At 68.6% G+C, this 20188-nt stretch carries 19 protein-coding genes; 7 read left to right on the top strand and 12 right to left on the bottom strand.

Annotated features, from left to right (window positions below):
- Positions 1-23: 23 nt before the first annotated feature.
- From BST28156_RS25480 to BST28156_RS25495, 4 genes are all read right to left on the bottom strand, one after another.
- Positions 24-1145 (bottom strand): porin, encoded by a 1122-nt coding sequence (locus BST28156_RS25480; protein WP_174903664.1) that lies wholly within the window; start codon positions 1143-1145, stop codon positions 24-26.
- A gap of 139 nt (positions 1146-1284) precedes the next feature.
- On the bottom strand, positions 1285-2112 hold the full coding sequence (locus tag BST28156_RS25485) for a TIM barrel protein (protein WP_174903665.1): 828 nt from the start codon (positions 2110-2112) through the stop codon (positions 1285-1287).
- Between the two features lie 30 nt (positions 2113-2142).
- Entirely contained in the window at positions 2143-3159 is a 1017-nt protein-coding gene (locus tag BST28156_RS25490; protein ID WP_174903666.1) for a xylose isomerase, read from the bottom strand.
- Positions 3160-3301: 142 nt separating this feature from the next.
- Complete coding sequence (locus BST28156_RS25495) at positions 3302-4366, bottom strand: LacI family DNA-binding transcriptional regulator (protein ID WP_174903667.1); 1065 nt, start codon at positions 4364-4366, stop codon at positions 3302-3304.
- Between the two features lie 240 nt (positions 4367-4606).
- On the opposite strand from BST28156_RS25495, the gene BST28156_RS25500 reads away from it, so the two are divergent.
- Genes BST28156_RS25500 through BST28156_RS25510 form a run of 3 tightly spaced genes read left to right on the top strand, consistent with a single transcriptional unit; the run spans position 4607 to position 7225 of the window.
- A complete protein-coding gene (locus tag BST28156_RS25500) occupies positions 4607-5629 on the top strand; it encodes a fatty acid desaturase family protein (protein WP_437341303.1) in 1023 nt (340 codons plus the stop codon).
- 35 nt (positions 5630-5664) lie between these two features.
- The gene (locus BST28156_RS25505; protein ID WP_009688538.1) at positions 5665-5973 is read left to right on the top strand and encodes a non-heme iron oxygenase ferredoxin subunit; all 309 of its coding nucleotides are present in this window, start codon (positions 5665-5667) and stop codon (positions 5971-5973) included.
- A gap of 4 nt (positions 5974-5977) precedes the next feature.
- Positions 5978-7225: an NAD(P)/FAD-dependent oxidoreductase gene (locus tag BST28156_RS25510; RefSeq protein ID WP_174903669.1), complete on the top strand. Its 1248-nt coding sequence runs from the start codon at positions 5978-5980 to the stop codon at positions 7223-7225.
- Positions 7226-7378: 153 nt separating this feature from the next.
- Here the strand turns inward: BST28156_RS25510 and BST28156_RS25515 are convergent, their stop codons facing one another.
- The 3 genes from BST28156_RS25515 to glpD form a co-directional block, all read right to left on the bottom strand.
- A complete protein-coding gene (locus tag BST28156_RS25515) occupies positions 7379-8095 on the bottom strand; it encodes an MIP/aquaporin family protein (protein WP_174903670.1) in 717 nt (238 codons plus the stop codon).
- A 79-nt stretch (positions 8096-8174) separates the two neighbouring features.
- Positions 8175-9677 (bottom strand): glycerol kinase GlpK, encoded by a 1503-nt coding sequence (gene glpK, locus BST28156_RS25520; RefSeq protein ID WP_009690906.1) that lies wholly within the window; start codon positions 9675-9677, stop codon positions 8175-8177.
- Between the two features lie 83 nt (positions 9678-9760).
- The gene (gene glpD, locus BST28156_RS25525; protein ID WP_174903671.1) at positions 9761-11284 is read right to left on the bottom strand and encodes a glycerol-3-phosphate dehydrogenase; all 1524 of its coding nucleotides are present in this window, start codon (positions 11282-11284) and stop codon (positions 9761-9763) included.
- Positions 11285-11531: 247 nt separating this feature from the next.
- Here glpD and BST28156_RS25530 point away from each other — a divergent pair, with 247 nt between their 5' ends.
- A complete protein-coding gene (locus BST28156_RS25530) occupies positions 11532-11900 on the top strand; it encodes a hypothetical protein (protein ID WP_063900175.1) in 369 nt (122 codons plus the stop codon).
- Between the two features lie 91 nt (positions 11901-11991).
- On the opposite strand, the gene BST28156_RS25535 is transcribed toward BST28156_RS25530, so the two are convergent.
- Positions 11992-12189 carry a hypothetical protein gene (locus tag BST28156_RS25535; RefSeq protein ID WP_060240774.1) on the bottom strand — a complete coding sequence of 66 codons (198 nt, stop codon included), beginning with the start codon at positions 12187-12189 and terminating at the stop codon, positions 11992-11994.
- A gap of 311 nt (positions 12190-12500) precedes the next feature.
- Positions 12501-13280 carry a DeoR/GlpR family DNA-binding transcription regulator gene (locus BST28156_RS25540; RefSeq protein WP_060240753.1) on the bottom strand — a complete coding sequence of 260 codons (780 nt, stop codon included), beginning with the start codon at positions 13278-13280 and terminating at the stop codon, positions 12501-12503.
- Between the two features lie 432 nt (positions 13281-13712).
- Between BST28156_RS25540 and BST28156_RS25545 the strand changes: the two genes are divergently transcribed.
- Together BST28156_RS25545 and BST28156_RS25550 are read left to right on the top strand one after the other, a co-directional pair.
- Complete coding sequence (locus BST28156_RS25545) at positions 13713-14540, top strand: ferritin-like domain-containing protein (protein WP_009690379.1); 828 nt, start codon at positions 13713-13715, stop codon at positions 14538-14540.
- Between the two features lie 75 nt (positions 14541-14615).
- Complete coding sequence (locus BST28156_RS25550; RefSeq protein ID WP_174903672.1) at positions 14616-15122, top strand: hypothetical protein; 507 nt, start codon at positions 14616-14618, stop codon at positions 15120-15122.
- Here the strand turns inward: BST28156_RS25550 and BST28156_RS25555 are convergent.
- The 3 genes from BST28156_RS25555 to BST28156_RS25565 all read right to left on the bottom strand — a co-directional run bounded on the left by BST28156_RS25555 (position 15116) and on the right by BST28156_RS25565 (position 18773).
- A complete protein-coding gene (locus BST28156_RS25555) occupies positions 15116-16564 on the bottom strand; it encodes a DEAD/DEAH box helicase (protein ID WP_174903673.1) in 1449 nt (482 codons plus the stop codon). The genes BST28156_RS25550 and BST28156_RS25555 overlap by 7 nt on opposite strands.
- Positions 16565-16690: 126 nt before the next feature.
- Positions 16691-17989 (bottom strand): c-type cytochrome, encoded by a 1299-nt coding sequence (locus tag BST28156_RS25560; protein WP_059513398.1) that lies wholly within the window; start codon positions 17987-17989, stop codon positions 16691-16693.
- Between the two features lie 19 nt (positions 17990-18008).
- Positions 18009-18773, bottom strand: a complete 765-nt coding sequence (locus BST28156_RS25565; RefSeq protein WP_060240756.1) for a c-type cytochrome — start codon at positions 18771-18773, stop codon at positions 18009-18011.
- 383 nt (positions 18774-19156) lie between these two features.
- Between BST28156_RS25565 and BST28156_RS25570 the strand changes: the two genes are divergently transcribed.
- Complete coding sequence (locus tag BST28156_RS25570) at positions 19157-20089, top strand: CopD family protein (RefSeq protein WP_060240757.1); 933 nt, start codon at positions 19157-19159, stop codon at positions 20087-20089.
- Positions 20090-20188 lie beyond the last annotated feature (99 nt).

The following is a 20188-nucleotide window of genomic DNA, read 5'->3' on the forward strand; positions in this document are numbered from 1 at the left end:
CGGCCGCGCTCCCGGCCGGACCGTCAGAACGAATGGTTGATGCCGAGGTTCGCGCCGGTCTGCGAGCGGCCCGGCAGCGGATTGGCGAGGTTGTCGTTGTCCGTTCCGGGGTTGTTGTTCGCGACCGAGAAATTCGAGCCGCTCGCGTTGCGCACGTGCGCGACGGTCGCGTAGAGCAGCGTGCGCTTCGACAGGCTGTATGCGGCGCCGAGCGCGAGCATGGTCGCGTGGCCGGACGGATCGTGCGTCGCGTCGCCGGCGCCCGAACCCACGCGCACGTGATAGACGGCGCCGCCGAACGTGAGCGCGGGCGTCGCGCGGTATTGCGCGCCGGCCCAGTAGTGGTCGGCGCTGCGCGCGAGGCCGGCGGGCGTGTCGGGCGCGTTCAGGTGCGTGTACGCGGCCTGCAGCGTCAGCGCGCGCCAGTAGAGGTTCGCGCCCGCGAAGAATTCGCGCGAGCTGGTGAACACGTTGCTCATGCGTCCGTTCGCGTCGCGCAGTTCGTCGTACATCGCGCGCAGCATCACGAAATCGTTCCGGTATGTGAGCTGGATCCCGTCGCTGCGGCCGTACTCGTTCGCCGCGCCGAGGTTGAAGCTGCCGGCCTGGTTGCCGAGCGCGTATTGCGCGTGCAGGCTGAAGCCGTGCCATGACGGCGACCGGTATTCGAGGTTATTGCTGGTGATCGGCACGTTGCGGCTGCGGACCAGCGCGGTCGCCGAATACGCCTGCTGCAGCAGCGGGTCCATGTCCCACTGATCGTTCGCGATGAACAGGTTGCGGCCGAACGTCAGCGTGCCGGCGCGATCGCTGCGCACGCCCACCAGCGCCTTGCGGCTGAACAGGCGGCCGTTGCTTTCGCCAGCGGTGCCGGCCATCAGGTTGGTGCCCGATTCGAGGTTGAAGATCACCTCGCTGCCGCCGCCGATGTCCTCGCGGCCGAGCAGCCCGAAGCGGCTGGCGCCCCAGTCGCTGCTTTGCGCGCGCAGGCGCGACGCAGTGCCGCCGTTGCCGGTCTGCACCTGGCTCACATAGTCGAGGCCCGCATCGGCGACGCCGTACAGCGTTACCGTGCCCTGCGCGAGCGCGCCCGAGCAACAGAGGATTCCTGAACAGCTGATTCCGGCCAGCGCGTTGCGTTTCATGTCGTCTCCAGACCTTGCGTCGTTTTGTTGTGGATTTGCCTGTCGCGCCGTCGTCGTGCACGGGCGCGGCGGCGGCCGCCGTCGCGGCCCTGGCCGGCGTGCGGACCGGCCGTGCAGGCCGGTTCGCGCCGGGTGATGCTCAATAGCTGGCCAGCTGGGCGCGCACGTAGTCGATGCTGGCCCGCAGCCGCGCCTCGATGTCGTCGGCTTCCGCGATTTCGCTCGCGAACGGCTCGAACGAGAACGCGCCGCGATAGCCGCGCGCGAGCAGCTCGCGCAATTGCTGGATGTTGCCGAGCCGGTCGGCGTCGCCGACCAGCACACGGTGGCCGTCGCGCATCCGCTCGACCGGCAGGTCGCGTTCCTCGACCCCCGAGATGTGCACGAGCCCCGTCAGGTTCGGGAAGAAGATGTCCTCACCGGACAGGTGGTGGTGGAACGTGTCGTGCACGAGCCGGAACACCTGTTCGCCGGCCGCGTCGTAGATGCCTTTCACCGCGTCCGACTTGCGGCGCAGCGCGCATTCCTCGAAGCCGAGCGGCTCGATGAAACCGAGCAGCCCGCGCTTCTCGAGAATCGGCTTGAGCGACTTCAGCGCGACGACGAGATCCGCATGGCGCGCGTCCGGGCCGCGCGCGTCGCTGCGGCTGTTGGTCGGGCACAGAACCAGCGCCCGCGCGCCGCACTGCGCCGCGTAGTCGGCCAGCACGGTCGCTTCGTCCGCGCGCTCAGCGTTCCATTGTTCGAAGCGCTGCAGCGCGTTGATCGTCAGGATCGTCGCGCCGGCGGCTTCGACCGTCGCGCGTACCGCGGCGGCCGGCGTGCCGTCGGCGATCTCGACACCGTCGAGATCGTTGCGGATCTCGATCGTGTCGACGCCGAGGCGCCGGCACAATGCGACGTATCGATCGAGCGGCAGGCGCTGTGCGCTCATCCGGTTCAGCGAGAAGTGAAAGGCTTGCGTCATCGTGGGGTCCTTGGGTGGGGCGGATTCGAATCAGGTGAGGGCCGCAGTATCGGCCGGCGCTGCGGCGAGGGCTTGCCACGTGTCGCGCAGCCACTGCGCGCACGCGACGTTGTTGTCGAAGATCGAATAGCGGGCGCCGCCGCCGTAGTCGGGAAACGGGATGAACTCGCAGCTGATCTGTTCGAGCTGCACCGGCCGCGCGTGAACCTGCCAGTGCAGCAGCCGGCGCAGCGCGAGCTTCCACGTGTCGAGCGACGCGGCGCGCCAGGCGCCGTGATACGTGCCCGGCGCGGGCGCGACGAACGGATACTGGATGCCGCGGCCGGGCCTGCCGTCCGCACGGCGCATCCAGCGGTTGTCCGGATTGCCGGGCATCACGCTGCGCGCGTGCGCATGCCGGACCCAGCCGCGCGCGATCCAGTCGGCGTAGACGGCGGACGGCGATGCAGGGTCGAGCACGACGCGACCGCTTTCGACCTGCGCGCGTATGCCCGACGCGTCGAGCTCGGCGCGATTGCCGATCTTGAACAGCAGGTGCGAATGATCGAGCGTGATCCGGAACGGCGCGCCGGCCTGCTCGACATGCCGCGCGACGCGGGCGACGCGCGTGAAATCCTCGCTCCACATGTCGACGTGCACTTCGAGGCTCGGCAGGCAGCCGGCCGGCTCGCCGCGCTCGTAGGCGCGCAGGTAGAAATCGGCGACTTCGCGGTCCGACAGCGGATGGCCGTCCGCATGGCGCGCGTGGAGCTGGCAGTTGAGGACCGTGCTGCCGAACCGCGCGCCGGCGTCGATGATCTCGGCCACGTGCGCCTCGTCGCGGCCCGAGTGCCAGATGCCGCCGATCACGCGGATCGGCAGCGCATGGCGCTGGACCAGGTCGAAATACGGCGACAGGTCCTCGCCGCGCACCGGATTCTTTTCGACATAGTCGAACACGCCGGCGCCGGCGATCATCCGGAAGCGCTCGGCCGGCGACGGCGTCGGCAGGCCGTCGTGTTCGAGCACACCGTCGAAGTTAACGCCGACGCGTATCGGTTCAGCCATCGTCTCCCGTCCGTCGTGGTAGTGGATGGCTGCCAACTGTACGGACGCGGCGCGCGGCGCGCATGACCAACGTTGACGAAAAATCGCCAACGAGGCGGTCGATTTTTTCGCGACGCGCGGCCTGACGGCCGCCGGGCCGCCGTCAGGCCTGCAGGTACGCGCTGGTGCGCACGTTCGCCGAGCAGAACACGCGAAACTCGACCGGATCGGCCGGCGGCGGCTGTTCGACGATGCCGCACGCATGCAGCACGTGCTGCAGTGCGGAGATCGCCTGTCCGTCCGGGTCCTGGTCGATCGCGATGTCCATCGAGCCGGCCTCGATGTAGGCGCGGTGCAGGTCGATCATCTCGTGGCCGATCCAGACCACGCGACCGGCCGCGCCGGCCTTGCGCAGCGCCGCCTCGATGCCGGCCGAGCCCGCGCCGCTGTTGTAGATGCCGACCACGTCGTCGTGGGCCTGCAGCGCCTTCGTTACCGCGCGGTAGCAGCGGTCGTCCTGGTCGAGTGTCTCGACCGGCTCGCCGTCGCAGACCAGCTCGGCGAACGCGTCGCTCAGCTGGTCGATGCAGCCGGCCATCCGGTCGGCGTGCGCGCGGTATCCCATGCGTCCGCCCAGCAGCAGCACGCGGCCGGGGCGCTTCGCGAGCCGGCCGACGTAGTAGCCGGCGGTGCGCCCGGCGCGGTAGTTGTCGATGCCCGCGTAGTGCACGCGCGCGATATCGGCGATATCGGTGACCATCGTGACGACGGTCTCGCCGCGCGCAATCGCGCCGGCCAGTGCGTCGCGCACGCGGGCGGTGTCGCGCGCGGTGACGATCAGCGCCGCGCGCCGGTAGGCAGGGCGCTCGATCAGCGCGGCGGCGCGTTCGTCGTCCGCGGCGGGCAGGATCGTCCGGTGCACGACCACGCGCCGGTCGAGCATCTGCAGCGAGCGCTGCAGCGCCTGCTGCAGGCGCCGGAAGAACGGCGCATCGGTGTCGGGAAGCAGCACGTCGACGTGGAGCAGCCCGTGGCGCGTGTCGGGCAGCTGCCGCGGCACGCCGAGCTGCCGCGCCGCGGCGACCACGCGCTCGCGCGCCTGCGCGGACACGCTGCCGCGCTCGTTCAGCACGCGGTCGACGGTGGTCGTGCTGACGCCCGCGAGCGCCGCGATCTCGTCGAAGCGCGCGGTGCGCTTGCGCCAGCGCGGCCCGGATTCGCCTGCCATGGTTTCGTCTCCTGCCTGGTATGCGCCATCGTGTGCGTGGCGTGTCGTTCGGTACGCTAGAGCGATGGCGAAATTTCGTCAATGTTTCCGTTGAGCCGGCCGGGCCCGTCGCCTAATTTTGCTTTCACGCCGAAGCGCGCTGCGCGCTTCCGATGCACAAGGAACCAGGAGACACGAGTGGCCCATACCGACGAACAGCTGCGCGATCGAACGGCATCGGCGCGCCGTCAGGAATACCGAATGATCGGCGGCGCCGGCGAGCGCGCGCGTGCGGCGGGGCTCGTTAACGCCGACTGGTACCGATGCGCGGTGCCGCGGCCGGTGATGAAGCAGCTGATGCAGCGCGACGATGCGCGTGCGATTCGCGACACGCTGGTCTGGTACGCGGCGATCCTGATCAGCGGCGCGCTTGCATGGCTTGCCTGGCGCGCGCATTCGGCATGGGCGATCCCCGCCTTCTTCGTGTACGGCACGCTTTACTGCAGCCCGGCCGATTCGCGCTGGCACGAATGCGGGCACGGCACCGCGTTTCGCACGCGCTGGATGAACGACGTGCTGTACCAGGTCGCGTCGTTCCAGGTGTTTCGCCGCGCGACGGTGTGGCGCTGGAGCCATGCTCGCCATCACACCGACACACTGGTGGTCGGCCGCGATCCGGAAATCGCGGCGCCGAAGCCGACCGACTGGCTCGGGCTCGCGCTGAACGTGGTCGCGCTGAAACACGTGGCCGGCGAGTTGCGCCGGATGATCACGATCGCGTTCGCCGGCCGGCTCGACGACGAGGAGCGGACCTACGTCCCCGAGTCGGAATGGTCGAAGGTCGTGCGCGAAGCGCGCCTCCATCTCGCGATCTACGCGGCCGTGATCGCGGCGTCGCTGTACTGGCGCACGATGCTGCCGCTGCTCTATATCGGCCTGCCGAGCCTGTACGGCGCGTGGCTGTACCTGTATTTCGGCCTGACGCAGCACGCGGGCATGCCCGAGAACGTGCTCGACCACCGGCGCAACTGCCGCACCGTGCTGATGAATCCGGTGTTCCGCTTCCTGTACTGGAACATGAACTATCACGTCGAGCACCACATGTTCCCGATGGTGCCGTTCCATGCGCTGCCGAAGCTGCACGACGCGGTGAAGGCCGACATGCCGCCGCCGTACCCGGGCACGCTGGCCGCCTACGCGGAAATCGTGCCGGCGCTGATCCGGCAGACGCGCGACCCGTCGCATCACGTGGTGCGGCCCGTGCCGGACGCCGCGCGCGCATGACCGGAACCATACCGACTAGCCAGGAGACGAGCATCATGACGCAATGGATCGACACCGTCGCGCTGGACGACATCGACGACGAGGATGTCGCGCGCTTCGACCATGCCGGCCGCACCTACGCGATCTACCGGATCGACGGCGAGGTATTTGCGAGCGACGGCCTGTGCACGCATGAAAACGTGCATCTCGCGGACGGGCTTGTGATCGATCACGTGATCGAATGCCCGAAGCACAACGGGCGTTTCGACGTGCGCGACGGCCGGCCGCTGTCGGCGCCCGCGTGCGAGAAGCTGCGCACCTATCGCGCGAAGATCGAAGACGGCCGCATCCTGATCGAGGTGTGAGGCGATGGCGAACGAACGCGTGATGGCGATCGTCGGCGCGGGCCATGCCGGCGGTCGCGCGGCGCAGGCGCTGCGCGAGGCCGGCTGGCGCGGGCGCATCGTGCTGGTCGGTGCGGAGGCGCATCCGCCGTACGAGCGGCCGCCGCTGTCGAAGGGCATGCTGACGGGCGAGCGCAGCGCCGCGCAATGCCGGCTGCGCGATCCCGATGCGTGGGGCGCGGACGGCATCGAGCGGATCGTCGCGAATGTCGAGCGCATCGATCCGCTCGCGCGTGCGCTTCACGTGCGCGGCCACGGTGTGCTCGGTTACGAGGCACTGCTGCTTGCGACCGGCGGCCGCGCGCGGCGGCTCGCGATCCCGGGCGCGGCGCTCGACGGCGTGTTTGCGCTGCGCACGCTCGACGATGCGGCGGCGCTCGGCGCGCGTCTCGTGCCGGACGCGCGGATCGTGCTGATCGGCGGCGGCTTCATCGGCCTGGAAGTCGCGGCCTCGGCACGGTTGCGCGGGTGCCGCGTGACCGTGCTCGATGCGGCACCGCGCGTGCTCGGGCGCGCGGTGCCGGACGCGATCGCGGCGCGCGTGCAGGCGCTTCACGTGCGGCAGGGCGTGGCGATTCGCACGAACTGCAGGCCGGTCGCGATCGAACGCACGGCCGACGGTGCGCTGGCGGTCGTGCTCGACGACGGCGAGACGCTGATCGCAGATACGGTCGTGGCCGGCATCGGCATCGAGCCCGCGGACGAACTGGCGCGCGATGCGGGCCTGCTAGTAGAGCGCGGCATCGTCGTCGACGCGCGGCTCGAAACCTCGGCGCGCGGCATCTATGCGGCCGGCGACGTCGCGGTGTTTCCGAGCGTGCTGTCGGGGCGAGCGATCCGCCAGGAAACCTGGCACGGCGCCGAAACGCAGGCGCGCGCCGCGGCGCGCAACATGCTCGGCGCGAACGCACCGTATCGCGACATGCCCTGGTTCTGGTCCGATCAGTACGATGCGCAACTGCAGGTGTCCGGCGAGCCGGCGCTCGGCGAACATTCGGTCGCACGCATGCTCGGCGACGACGCGGCAATCCATTTCCATTTCGACGCAGGCGGGCGCCTCGTCGCGGCGAGCGGCTTCGGGCGGACATCGGCTTTCGTGAAGGAGATGCGGATCGCCCGGATGCTGGTCGAGCGCGGCGTCGACGTGGCGCCGGCCGAGGTGGCGAACGCGGACGTGAAGCTGAAGTCGCTGGTGCCGGCCGCGGCCGCGTAGTAGCGGGGCAGTCGTGCCGTGAGGGCGGAGGAGGGAAGGCGGGCGCGAAACGGACGATCGTCCCGCCTCGCGATGCCGGCCCGGCCGCAAGCGGCCGAGCCGATCAGCCGGCACGCGCGGCCGTCGATGCCGCGTGCGCCGGTGCAGCCGCGCTCAGACCGTCGCGTGCAGATGCAGATACAGGCCGGCCGCTGCGGCGCCGCCGAGCAGCGGGCCGATGACGGGTACCCATGCATAGCGCCAGTCGCTGTCGCGCTTGCCGGGGATCGGCAGCAGCGCGTGCATGATGCGCGGCGACAGGTCGCGCGCGGGGCTCATCGCATAGCCGGTCGGGCCGCCGAGCGAGATGCCGATGCCGAGCACGAGCAGGCCGACCGGCAGCGCGTCGAGCGCGCCGAGGCCGACCTGCGGCGACGCGAGATACAGCACGCCGAGGATCAGCACGAAGGTGCAGATCGCTTCGGTCAGCACGTTGTGCGTGACGCTGCGGATCGCGGGCGCCGTGCAGAACACCGCGAGCTTCAGGTCGGGATCGGCTTCCTTCGCGAAGTGCTGGCGATACGCGAGCCACACGAGCAGCGCGCCGGCCATCCCGCCGAGCATCTGCGCGAGCACATAGCCGCCGACTTTCGACCACGCGAACTTGCCCGCGAGCGCGAGGCTGATCGTGACGATCGGATTCAGATGCGCGCCGCTGAACGACGCGGTCACGTAGACCGCGACGAAGACGGCCATCGCCCAGCCCATCACGATCACGATCAGGTCCGCGCCCTTGCCCTTGGTCTTCGCCAGCAGCACGTTCGCGACCGCGCCGTTGCCGAGCAGCACGAGGATCGCGGTGCCGATGAATTCTGCAATGTAAGGTGACATGTTTGTCTCTCGTATGTCTCGGCGGGCTCGCGCGCTGCGCGGCCCGCCGTTGTTGTATTTCGTTATGGATGTCTGACGATTACTGGGTGTCGTCGGCCCACGCCTTCGCGGCGCGCACCGCACGCTGCCAGCCGGCCATGCAGCGCTCGACCTGGTCCTTCGGCATCGACGGCGCGAAGCGGCGATCGAGCTGCCACTGGTCGCGCACTTCGTCGAGGCTCTTCCAGTAGCCGATCGCGAGGCCCGCGAGGTAGGCCGCGCCGAGTGCCGTCGTCTCGGTGATCTGCGGACGCACCGCGTCGACGCCGAGCAGGTCGGCCTGGAACTGCATCAGCAGGTCGTTCGCGCTCGCGCCGCCGTCGACGCGCAGCTCGCCGATGCTGATGCCCGAGTCGGCTTCCATCGCGGCCAGCACGTCGAGCGACTGGTACGCGATCGCGTCGAGCGCAGCGCGCGCGAGGTGCGCGGCGCTCGTGCCGCGCGTGACGCCGAACACCGAGCCGCGCGCCCGCGCGTTCCAGTGCGGCGCGCCGAGGCCGGCGAACGCGGGCACCAGATAGACGCCGTCGGTATGCGGCACGCTCGCGGCGAGCGCTTCGATTTCGGCGGCCGTCTTGATGATGCCGACGCCGTCGCGCAGCCACTGCACGACCGCGCCCGCGATGAAGATGCTGCCTTCGAGCGCGTACTGCACGTCGTCGCCGATCTGCCAAGCGATCGTCGTGACGAGGTTGTTCTTCGACTCGATCGGCTTGTCGCCGGTGTTCATCATCAGGAAACAGCCGGTGCCGTAGGTGTTCTTCACCATCCCCGAGGTCGTGCACATCTGGCCGAACAGCGCCGCGTGCTGGTCGCCCGCGATGCCGGCGAGCGGGATCTTCGACGCGAACACGGTGGTCTTCGTGTGGCCGTAGATCTCCGACGACGCCTTCACTTCCGGCAGCATGCTGCGCGGGATATCGAGCAGTTCGAGCAGTTCGTCGTCCCACTGGCGCGTATGGATGTTGAACAGCATCGTGCGCGACGCGTTCGTCACGTCGGTCACGTGCAGCTCGTGCTTCGTAAAGTTCCACACGAGCCAGCTGTCCACGGTGCCGAACGCGAGCTTGCCCTGGCGCGCCTTGTCGCGCGCGCCGGGCACGTTGTCGAGGATCCAGCGGATCTTGGTGGCGGAGAAGTACGAGTCGATCGGCAGGCCCGTCTTCGCGCGCACCTTTGCCTCGAGGCCCTGCTGCTTCAGCGCGTCGCAGAAGTCGGCGGTGCGGCGGTCCTGCCACACGATCGCGTTGTACACGGGCTGGCCGGTCTCGCGATCCCAGACGATCGTCGTCTCGCGCTGGTTGGTGATGCCGATCGCGGCGATCGACGTGCCGTTCAGGCCGGTGCGCGTGACGGCTTCGGCGGCGACGCCCGCCTGCGTCGACCAGATTTCCTGCGGGTCGTGCTCGACCCAGCCGGGTTGCGGGTAGATCTGCTCGAATTCCTTCTGGGCGATCGACACGATGTTGCCCTGGCGATCGAACAGCATCGCGCGGGAGCTCGTCGTGCCCTGGTCGAGCGCGAGGATGTACTGGTCCTGCATGTCTCTCATCTCCATCCGTGGATTAGTTGTGATGCGCGCCGCATCGGGCGGCGCGTCGGTGAGGCAACTTCAACTGCGATTGATCAAGCGTGCGGTGCATGCGCGGCGGCGAACCATGCGTCGACCGCGGCCGTGACGGCGTCGAGCGTGCCCGGCGCGACGTGCAGGCCGAGCTTCGAGCGGCGCCACAGCACGTCCTGCGCGCAGGTCGCCCATTCGACGTCGCGCAGGTAGCGCAGTTCGGCGTCGAACAGGCCGGGCGCGATTTCCGCGCCGAGATCCGCGAGCGAATGCGCGCCGGCGACGACGCGCTCCGCGCGCGTGCCGTACGCGCGCGCATAGCGGCGTGCGAGTGCGGCGGGCAGCCATGCATGACGTTGCGCGAACTGCGCGGCGAACGCGTCGAACTTCGCGCCGGCGATGTCGCCGCCGGGCAGCGGCGCGCCGGCCGTCCAGGTCGGCGCCTCGCGGCCGAGCGCGCGGCACAGCAGGTCGCCGGCTTCCTCCGCGAGCTTGCGGAACGTCGTGATCTTGCCGCCGAACACCGACAGCAGCGGCGCGCCTGCGCCGTCGTCCAGCTCGAGACGGTAGTCGCGCGTGACGGCCGATGCGTTCGCGGCGTTTTCGTCTTCGAGCAGCGGGCGCACGCCCGAATAGGTCCAGTGCACGTCGGCCGGCGAGATCTTGCGCTTGAAGTAGCGGTTGATCGAATCGCACAGATACTGCGTCTCGTCGCGATCGATCGCGACCTTCGCGGGATCGCTCGTGTATTCGACGTCGGTCGTGCCGATCAGCGTGAAGTCGCGCTCGTACGGGATCGCGAAGATGATTCGCTTGTCCGGGTTCTGGAAGATGTACGCGTGATCGTGGTCGAACAGGCGGCGCGTGATGATGTGGCTGCCTTTCACGAGCCGCACGCTGTGCTGCGCGCCGCGGCCGAGCGCGCCGTGCAGCACGTCGCCGACCCACGGGCCGGCCGCGTTCGCGATCGCGCGCGCCTGCACGACGCGAATCGAGCCGTCCGCATGCTGCAGCCGGGCTTCCCATTCGTTGCCGCGGCGCTCCGCGCCGACGAGCTTCGTGCGCGTCAGGATCTCGGCGCCGCGCTCCTTCGCGTCGAGCGCGTTCAGCACGACGAGGCGCGCGTCGTCGACCCAGCCGTCCGAATACACGAAGCCGCGCCGGATCGAGTCGACGAGCGGCGCGCCGGCCGCGTGGCGGCGCATGTCGATGCCGCGCGAGCCCGGCAGCAGCTCGCGCTTCGCGAGGTGATCGTAGAGGAACAGACCGATGCGGATCAGCCACGCCGGGCGCAGGTTCGGCATGTGCGGCATCACGAAGCGCAGCGGCCACATGATGTGCGGGGCCGCGCGCAGCAGCGTCTCGCGCTCCTGCAGCGCCTTGCGCACGAGGCCGAATTCCTTGTATTCGAGATAGCGCAGACCGCCGTGAATCAGCTTCGTGCTGCACGACGACGTGTGCGACGCGAGATCGTCCTGCTCGCAGAGCAGGACCGACAGGCCGCGGCCGGCCGCATCGCGCGCGATCCCCGCGCCGTTGATGCCGCCGCCGACGACGAGCAGATCGTAGCGATTCGGTTGGGTCACCCTGCTGTCCTTATCGTCTGATGGAAGTATTTTTGAACAGAAAATGTTCGAATTCGAAATCTAACGAACGAAATCGAAAAAGTAAAGTTCGAAAAAGAGGGGCGGGTGGCGCGCAAGCCGATCCGGGACGATACTGGGGCCTGTTCTGCCGATAACGGGCTGGCGCCGGCGGGTGGTCCGCCGACACGAGCCCCTGCGTCGTCAGCGACGGCAGGCCCCGAAGTCGACTGTTTTCGCGAGGTGAATCATGCGTATTGGGATGTGGATCGGCGCGTGCGCCGTCGTTCTGGCGGGGTGCGGCACCGGCACGCCGCCGCTGGCGGGCAGCTGGCGCGCGCCGTCGTTCGTCGACCTGCAGACAGCCTGCGGCGGCGCGGCGCGCGACTGGGGCGCGGATGCGCAGCCCGTCTATTCGACGCTGTACGACGCCTATGTGGCGAAACGGTATCGCGGGCTGTCGGAAACGAACTACTGCGCGTTCGTAAACGAACTTTCGACGCACTACGCGGCGCCCGACACGCCGGGGCGCGCCGGCTGGATCGCGTATTTCAACGGCGCGCGTGCGCAGGCCGTGAGCTGGCGCGCGGCGGTCGACCCGACCTTGCGCGGCGGTTGATGCGGATGGCGAAGCGGGAAGCGGGGCGGCGGGGAAGGCGGCGCGCGGCCGGGAGTCCGGCCGGCGCACTCAGGTCGGCAACGGCGGGGCGTTACGAATAGCGATATTTGATGGACCGCAAGGCGGCGTCGCCGGACTCGGTCACGCAGTATTTGCGCCCCGATCCGAGGCCTTCGAGGCGGACGAGTTGTTGTTCGAGCAGTGCGTCGATTTCGTCCCGATCCATGTTGGTCTGATCGGGAGCGTCCTTCACAAGCAATAGCGTGGCGAATTCATGCGGACTCAGCATCGTTCTCTCCATGGCGACCGGTCTGCCCGCGCGGCCGGCGCGAACGCCGGCGCACGATACCCCGAGGGGTATGGCTAGGGGGGAAAAGCTGCATTCGCCGGCCATGCCGTTCGTCCTCGCCCTGGCACAGGCGGAACGGCCGAACGGGTAAGCAGGCCGGGGAACTGGAGTCTAGTCGAGTGCGCAGGCAACGACAAATCGTGCCCCGTTAATTTTCCGTTTGACACGAACGCACCCCGCAAGCGGTTCGGCTGCGCCGCCAACTTCTTGATTTCACTTGAAGTTTCGGGTGCGGTGCAGCATCGCAACGCTCATTCCGCGACGTACACCTGGGTGCCGGCGGCGGCGATCGTGTCGGCCATTTCGTCGGGCAGCGGCTTGTCGGTGAACAGCGCGTGCACCTGGCTCAGATGCCCCTGGCGCACCAGCGCCGGCCGGCCGACCTTCGAGTGGTCGGCTACCAGGTAGACCGTGCGCGCATGCTGCATGATCGCCTCGGCGACGCGCACCTCGCGCGTGTCGAAGTCGCGCAGCGTGCCGTCGACCTCGATCGCCGACGTGCCGATGATCGCGTAGTCGACCTTGAACTGCCGGATGAAGTCGATCGCGAGCTCGCCGACGATGCCCTTGTCCCACGGCCGCACGATGCCGCCCGTGATCAGCACCTCGCAGTCCGGGTAGCCGCTCATCATCGATGCGACGTTCAGGTTGTTCGTGATCACGTGCAGCCCGTGATGGCGGTTCAGCGCGCGCGCGACTTCCTCGGTCGTGGTGCCGAGATTGATGAACAGCGACGCCTGGTCGGGGATGTGCGAGGCCGCGAGCGCCGCGATGCGCCGCTTCTCGTCATGGAACATCCGCTGGCGCGCGGTGTACGACACGTTTTCCGAGCTGGTCGGCAGGCTCGCGCCGCCGTGATAGCGGCGCAGCAGGTTCAGGTCGGCGAGCCAGTTCACGTCGCGGCGGATCGTCTGCGGCGTGACCGCGAAGTGCGCGGCGAGATCGTCGACGGTCACGAAGCCGTCGCGCTGCACCCATTCGAGCAGTTCCTGCTGGCGCGCGTTGAGGGTGAGGCGGGGATCTCGGGTCATGGTTCGGCGGTCGGGGCGTGAAGGCGGAGCGGGTATTGTAAGGGTGTCGGCCGCGTGCGTTCCACGGGCGCCCGTGTGCGACGCATGTCGCTGCGCGCACGCATCGGCGATGCCTGTCGCGCGACCGGTTTCTGACGAGCCGCTTCCAGTTTCGTAACAGTCGGCTGGCCGAACGACTGCGGCCCGCCGCATGCGCCGAAACGGTTTGAATAACTCGTCTAACACGCGGCAACAGACGCCGTGGAACTGCGCCTGTCGGGTATGGTCAGTGCTCTGAAGCACGAACCTGAAAGTCCGGCTAAGATGCCAGGATGATGGTTCGGCCGGACCAACTCACTATAACGGAAGCAAGACGCCGCCCGCGGAAGGCCCGCCCGCGCCTGCAGAAGGCAAGGGCCGACCGTGCGGCGCGGCGACTGGGAGCGCACCACCATGCATACCGAAACGACGCATGTCATGCCGTGGCGAATCGAGGACATCGACCTGAACCGGATCGATCGTCAGCGTGCCGCGGCGAACGAGGATCTGCTGCTGCTGCTGTGCGCGGCGTCGTTCATCGAAAGCGGCTCGGATCTCTACACGAGCAACCTGAGCGAGTTCTTCAACGACGATCCGGAAGTCTCCGCGTGGCTCAACAATGCATGGGAGCACGAAGAATTGCAGCACGGCCGCGCGCTGAAGGCGTATATCGCGCACGTGTGGCCCGAGTTCGACTGGGATACCGCGTTCGCGAATTTCTTCGACGAGTATTCGAAGACCTGCTCGATCGAGGCGTTCGAGAAGACGCGCGCGCTCGAGATGGTGGCGCGCTGCGTCGTCGAGACGGGCACGGCCACGCTCTACCGCGCGATCAACGAGTGCTCGGACGAGCCGGTGCTGAAGGAAATCACCGACAACATCCGCACCGACGAAGTGCGCCACTACAAGCACTTCTTCAAATATTTCAAGAAGTACAACCAGCTCGAAGGCAACGGCCGGCTCGCGGTGCTCGGCGCGCTGATGCGCCGCGTGATGGAAATCAAGAACGAGGATTCGGAGATCGCGCTGCGCCACGTGTTCGCGATCCGCTATCCGGACCGCATCGGCGACGACGAATACAATCGCGCGCGCGTCGCACGGATCAATTCGCTGGTGCGGCGCAACCTGTCGGCCGACATGTGCGTGAAGATGCTGCTCAAGCCGCTCGATCTGCCGGCGAAGATCCAGCCGGGCGTTCACTATCCGCTCACCAAGCTCACGCAGCACGTGTTCTTTCGTTGATCGACACCGCGCGGCCCGCCGCAGCCAAGCCGCGGCGCCTGCCTTTGCCGAACCGTTGAACCGGGCCTCGCCACCATGACCGATTCCCATCGCCGCACGCTCGAACAATGGACGTTCGATGCGTGGCCCCCGGCCGTCGTCGCGCTGTTCGACGGCACCGCGCTCGAGCGTCATGCCGACTTCGCCGCGTCGCTGATCGTCGCGACCGACGACGGTCAGCTGCGCACCACGCTGCTCGGCGTCGGCGAAATCTATGCGCGCGATGCACGCACGCTGCTGCTCGCGCTATGGCCGCAGTCGCGCGCGGCGCGCGCACTCGTGCAACGACGCGCGGCCGCGCTGACGCTGGTCGCGGACGGTGCGTTCTTTCAGGCGCAGTTGAAGATCGATCCGCTCGACGGGGATTTCGGCGGACTGGCCGGCTTCGCTGCGACGATCGCGCACGGCGATGCGCAGCGGGTCGGCTATGCGCGGCTCGCGACAGGCGTCACGTTCACGCTGGAAGGGGAGCGCGCCGCGGTGCTCGCACGCTGGCAGCGCCAGGTCGAGCACCTGCGGCGCGCGGCCGCGCGGCTTCAGTGACCGCGCTGGCCGCTGCGCGACGAACGGTTGCGGTTCGGGTGCGCGGCGTTGCCGTTCGCGGCGCGCGCGCCGTTGCCGCCGCCCGCCGGGCGGCCGCCATTGCCGCTGTTGCCACCATTGCCGCCGGATGCGCGCGGCTTCGCGGCCTTCGGCTGCTGGGTGCCTTCACGCTTCGCATTGCCGTCGCGCTTCGCGGCCGGCTGTGCTGAGCCGCCGGCGCGCGGCGCGCGATTGCCGCCGCCACCACCGCCGCGCGGCTGCTGGCCGCGACGCTGCTGGATCGGTTCCGGCTTCGCGTTCGGGTCGGGCTCGAAGCCCGCGATCACTTCCTGCGGAATCTCGCGCTTGATCAGCCGCTCGATGTCGCGCAGCAGCTGCTTTTCGTCGACGCACACGAGCGACACGGCTTCGCCGGTCGCGCCCGCGCGGCCCGTGCGGCCGATCCGGTGCACGTAGTCTTCCGGCACGTTCGGCAGGTCGAAGTTGACGACGTGCGGCAGCTGGTCGATGTCGATCCCGCGCGCGGCGATATCGGTCGCGACGAGCACCTGCAGCGTGCTGCTCTTGAACTCCGACAGCGCGCGCGTGCGCGCCGACTGGCTCTTGTTGCCGTGGATCGCCATCGCGCTGATGCCGTCCTTGGTCAGCTGCTCGGCGAGCCGGTTCGCGCCGTGCTTGGTGCGCGTGAACACGAGCACCTGGAACCAGTTGTGTTCGCGGATCAGGTGCGTGAGCAACTCGCGCTTGCGATCGCGGTCGACCGGATGGATCTTCTGCGCGACGCTTTCGGCGGTCGTGTTGCGGCGTGCGACCTCGATCAGCGCCGGCGAATCGAGCAGGCTGTCGGCGAGCGCCTTGATCTCGTCGGAGAAGGTCGCCGAGAACAGCAGGTTCTGGCGGCGCGGCGGCAGCTTTGCCAGCACGCGCTTGATGTCGTGGATGAAGCCCATGTCGAGCATCCGGTCGGCTTCGTCGAGCACGAGGATGTCGAGATCCGACAGGTCGATCGTCTTCTGCTGCATGTGGTCGAGCAGGCGGCCCGGCGTCGCGACGACGATGTCGACGCCGCGCTTGAGCGCATCGATCTGCGGATTGATGCTGACGCCGCCGAACATCACGGTCGAGCGCAGCTTCAGGTATTTGCTGTACGCGCGCACGCTTTCCTCGACCTGGGCGGCCAGTTCGCGCGTCGGCGTGAGGATCAGCGCGCGCACCGCGCGCTTCGCGCCGCGGTGGTCGGCGTAGAACGTGTGCAGGCGTTGCAGGATCGGCAGCGTGAAGCCGGCGGTCTTGCCGGTGCCGGTTTGCGCGCCGGCGAGCAGGTCGCCGCCGCCGAGGACGGCAGGGATCGCCTGCTGCTGGATCGGAGTCGGCGACGTGTAGCCGAGCTCGTTGACCGCCTTGACCAGCGGTTCGGCCAGGCCGAGAGATTCGAAAGACATAGATACCACTCTTGGGTTTTATGGTGGCGGCGCCTCGCGCGGCCCGCGCGGGTCTAGCGTCGCAAAAAAGCAAAAGGGCGCGGCCGCGGTTTCCCGCAGCCGCGCCCCGTTCGTGTCAGCCGCTTCTTAGTCGAGCGGCGCGGAACGCAGGTCGCTCACCTGTTGCGGCGAGATCGGCGTACCGTTGTTGCCCCACGACATCCGGATGTACGTGACGACTGCCGCGACTTCCTGGTTCGACAGCGACTGCGCGAACGGCGGCATCCCGTACGGACGCGGATTCTTGAAGGTGCTCGGCGGATAGCCGCCATTCAGCACCATGCGGATCGGGTTGACTGCCGATTCCATCACGATCGAATGGTTGCCCGCGAGCGGCGGATACGCAGGCGGCTTGCCGGCGCCGGTTTCGGCGTGGCAGGTCGCGCAGTTGTCCGCGTAGATCTTCTTGCCCTGGTCGAACAGCGCGTTGCCGAACTGCTTCGACGGCTCGTACTGCATGTTCTTCGGCGCTTCAGCCTTCTGCGGGATCGACTTCAGGTACGTCGACATCGCGCGCGTATCTTCGTCGGTCATGTACTGGAGGCTGTTGTGCACGACGTCCGCCATCGGGCCGAATACCGCGCCCTTGTTCGACACGCCGGCCTGCAGCAGGTCGGACAGCTCCTGCACGTGCCAGTCGCCCAGGCCGAGTTCCTTGTCGTTCGTCAGCGACGGCGCGTACCAGTTCTGCAGCGGGATCAGGCCGCCCGCGAAGGCTGCCGAGCTCACCGGGCCGCCCATCATGTTGATCGACGTGTGGCACATCGAGCAGTGGCCGAGACCTTCGACGAGGTACGCGCCGCGGTTCCATTCGACCGACTTGGTCGGATCCGGCTTGTATTCGCCTTCCTTGAAGAACAGCGTGCGCCAGCCGATCAGCAGGTTGCGGTTGTTGAACGGGAACTTCAGTTCGTGCGGACGGCTCGGCACCGACACCGGCGCGACCGAGCGCAGGTACGCGTAGATCGCGTCGGAATCCGCGCGCGTGACCTTCGTGTAGCTCGCGAACGGGAAGCCCGGGTAGAGCAGGCTGCCGTCCTTCGAGCGGCCGGTGTGCATCGCGCGATAGAAGTCGTCCGACGTCCACTTGCCGATGCCGGCCTGGTCGTCCGGCGTGATGTTCGGCGTGTACATCGTGCCGAACGGCGTGGCCATCGGCAGGCCGCCCGCGAACGGCTTGCCGCCGCGCACGGTGTGGCATGCGATACAGTCGCCGACGCGCGCGAGGTACTCGCCCTTCTTGATCAGCGCGGCCTGGTCGGCCGGCGTGGCCGCGACGGCGGAAGCGCCGTGCAGCGTGTCGTTGCCCGGCCACAGGACGGGCACGAGGGCCGCTGCCGCGACGATCGCGACAGCCGAGAGTGCAAACAGGGACTTGCGTTTCATTATGTCTGTCTCCCTTGCCTTATTGCGGTTCGCTGCCGCAGGCGAGCGGAGTCTTCATCGAACGCGCCGGAGCCGGCACGGGGTTGGCGGGCGCCGGCTGCGCGGCGAGCCATGCCGTCACGGCCGTCACGTCTTCGTCGGAAAGCTTCGATGCGATCTCGTGCATGCAGTCGGGCGCCTTCGCGTGGCGATTGCCCGAGCGCCATGCGCCGAGCTGTGCGCTCAGGTAGTCGGCGTGCAGGCCGACCAGGCCGGGGATCGCCGGCTGCATGCCGGTCAGGCCCGCGCCGTGGCAGGCCACGCAGGCCGGCAGCTTGCGCGACGGATCGCCCTGCGTGACGAGCTGCTTGCCGCGCGCGAGCGTCGCGGCCGGCAGCGTCGGCTTCGCCGGCGCCGGGTACGGCGGGCGCTCGGCCGAGAAGTGCTCGGCGATCTCGCGCAGGTAGTCGTCGTTCAGGTAGGTCAGCAGATAGTTCATCGGCGGGTACTTGCGCCGGCCGTCACGGAAGTTGACGAGCTGGTTGTACAGGTACTCGGCCGGCTTGCCTGCGAGACGCGGGAAATAATCGTTGTCCGTGCCCTGGCCGTGGACGCCGTGGCATGCGGTACAGCCGCGCACGCGCTCGGCCATGGTATCGGGTGCCTTGAGCGGCGCCTGCTGGGCGTGGGCTTGCTCCGTGGGCTTGGTCTGCGCTTGGGCAGCGCTCGTAAGGCCCGCTCCGCCGATCAACAGAACGGCGAGCAGCGGACGGATGACGCGTCTTGAAGACACACGAGACTCCATGTTTATTCGTCGGGGACCTGTTCCGGGCTACGATCGGCTCGGCATGACGGCATAACGGCAGGACAGCCGGGCTGCTGCGACGCGGCATTCTATCATCGATGGGTAATGACGGCTATTTGGCAAAAGGACATCGGTTCCTGTCTGTTTCCGACTTGCGACAATTTGACGCGCGTCGTGCGCGGGTCGCGTGAACCGGCGTGCCTTTTGTCCATCGAAGACCGTACACTCGCGGGTCGCGCGGCGCCGCCTCCGCCGCTGTCCCAGTCATTTCTCCTGCTTCCGGATTCATCGATGACGTTTTTTACCGTGCCGTTGCCTGTTTGCCGCCATTCGCCCCGTTGCCGCCGCGCCGCTGGCCTGCCGTTCGCGGGAGGGCGCGCGCGATGAGGATCGACAGCTTGTGGATCGGACAGGTCGCGCTTGCGGCACTGATGGACGCCGCGTTCGCGATGGCGGTCGGCTCGGCGCTGCTCAAGGGCTGGCTCGCCAAGGACGGCGCGCGGCCGGTCGTCGCGCCGTCGCATCCGGCATGGCTGCGCGCGCAACATTCGCTGGTCGCGGCGGCGCTGGCGCTGGTGCTCGCGGATCTCGGCTGGCTCGTCTACGAAGCCGCGTCGATGAGCGGCGCGGGGCTCGGCGGCGCGCTGGCCGCGATTCCCGTCGTGCTCGCGCAGACGCATGCGGGCTTCGCGTGGAGCGTGGCGTTCGGCGGTGCGGTGCTGCTCGCGATCGTCGCGCTGGCGAAGCCGGACGGCCCGCTCGCGCACGCGCTGCTGTGGCTCGCGGTGATCGTGGTCGCGGCCGGCAAGGCATCGCTCGGCCATGCGGCCGACATGGGCCTGCTGTCGGCGGCCGTCGGCGTGCAGACGCTGCACCTGCTCGCCACCGCGGTATGGGGCGGCCTCGTGCTGGCGGGCGGGCTCGCGGTGCTGCCCGCGCTCGGCTCGTCGGTCGCGCGCGGCGCGCTGATTCGCGTCGGCCAGCATCTGTCGCGCACATCGGCGATCGCGGTCGTGTTCGTGCTCGGCACCGGCGTGCTCAATGCGCTGCGCGGGCTCGGCGGCTCGCTTGCGCCGCTCGACGGCAGCACGTGGGGCCGCGTGTTGCTGCTCAAGCTGCTGCTCGTCGCGCTCGCGCTGGTGCTCGGCGCGCTGAACCGCTTCTCCGCGCTGCCGCGCCTGCGTCGCACCGCGTCCACCGAGGACGCGCATACGTTCCGCAACATCCTGCATCTCGAGGCGCTGACGATGATCGGCGTGTTCGTCGCGGCGGCCGTGCTGTCGTTCAGCGTGCCCGGATATGCGGCGCTCGGCTGAGCGCCGGCGTGCGCGTGTTCTCTCTTGCGTGAAAACGGCCGCCCTCGGGCGGCCGCACGATATCGATGCGCGACGCGCGGGCCGCGGCCGCGCGCGATG

The sequence above is a fragment of the Burkholderia pseudomultivorans genome (assembly GCF_902499075.1).
GTDB classification, from domain to species: Bacteria; Pseudomonadota; Gammaproteobacteria; order Burkholderiales; family Burkholderiaceae; genus Burkholderia; species Burkholderia pseudomultivorans.